Annotated in this window: 1 protein-coding gene and 1 other annotated feature; the gene reads left to right on the top strand. The window is 67.8% G+C overall.

The window, feature by feature from the left end; translation table 11 throughout:
* Positions 1-43: 43 nt before the first annotated feature.
* Positions 44-1,317 (top strand): IS3 family transposase gene (locus ACYU8I_RS18815; protein ID WP_460843866.1). Its coding sequence is split into 2 segments (ribosomal slippage): positions 44-344 and positions 344-1,317, totalling 1,275 coding nucleotides; the frame shifts between segments, so codons are not numbered across the junction.
* Positions 331-474, top strand: a sequence feature (AL1L pseudoknot). (Overlaps the previous gene by 144 nt.)
* Positions 1,318-1,333: the final 16 nt, after the last annotated feature.

Raw genomic sequence — 1,333 nt, forward strand, 5'->3', positions numbered from 1 at the left:
TGTCGCGTGCCGGGTCTGATGGAGGCTCTCATTCCACGGAAGGATGAGAGTCATGGCAGCACCGAGGAAGTATCCCGAGGAGCTTCGGGAACGGGCGATCCGGATGGCGGTCGATCTGCGGCGTGATCCTGCGACCAGGGCCGGGGCGCTCAAGCGCGTGGGTGGGCAGCTGGGGATTAATCCCGAGACGCTGCGCAACTGGGTCAGTCAGGCCGAGATCGATGAGGGCCACCGTCCGGGCGTGACCAGCGCCGAGGCTCAGCGGATCCGCGAGCTCGAACGAGAGAACCGCGAGCTGCGGCGAGCCAACGAGATCCTGAAGACGGCCTCGGCGTTTTTCGCCGCGGCGGAGCTCGACCGCAAGCTGAAGTGACCACGCGCGTGCTGGTCGACTACATCGACCAGCACCGCGAGCGGTTCGGGGTCGAGCCGATCTGCACCGTCCTGCGCCAGGCGGGCATGCAGATCGCCCCGAGCAGCTACTACGCCGCCAAGAACAGGCCACCCTCGGCGCGGGCGGTCGCCGATGCGCAGCGGTTGGCAGTGATCCGGGGCGTCCACGCCGACAACTACGGCGTCTACGGGGTCCGCAAGATGCACGCCGAGCTCAACCGCCGCGGCCACCGGATCGCCAGGTGCACCGTGCACCGGCTGATGCGCGCCGACGGGCTGCGTGGGATCAGCAGAGCCAAGGGACCGCGGACCACCATCCCCGGAAGCGGCCCCGATACCAGGCCAGACCTGCTCGATCGTGACTTCCAGGCGCCAGCACCGAACCGGGTGTGGGTCGCGGACATCACCTACTGCCGCACCTTCGCCGGCTGGGTCTACGCCGCGTTCGTCATCGACGTCTTCTCCCGCCGCGTGGTCGGCTGGCAGTTGTCGAAGAGCCTGCGCACCGACCTCGCCCTCGATGCTCTGGAGATGGGGCTCTGGACCCGCGAGCACGCCGGTCACGACACCACCGGCGTCATTGCGCACTCGGACAAGGGCGTTCAGTACCTCGCGGTGCGCTACACCCAGCGGTTGGCCGAGGCCGGCGCGGTCGCGTCGGTCGGATCGACAGGCGACAGCTACGACAACGCCCTCGCCGAGGCGTTCAACTCGTTGTTCAAGGCCGAGCTGGTTCGCAACAAGGGGCCGTGGAACAGCATCGACGACCTCGAGATCGCGGTCGCTGAGTACGTCGACTGGTTCAACCACCGACGCCTGCACGGCGAGATCGGACTCGTCCCCCCGGTCGAGTTCGAGGACGAGCACTACCGGCACAGCCCCGCGCCCACTACCGTCAGCGCGTCACTTCAGAGCCTCTACTGAACCCGGCACGCGACAA

The organism is Nocardioides marmoraquaticus (genome assembly GCF_054777915.1).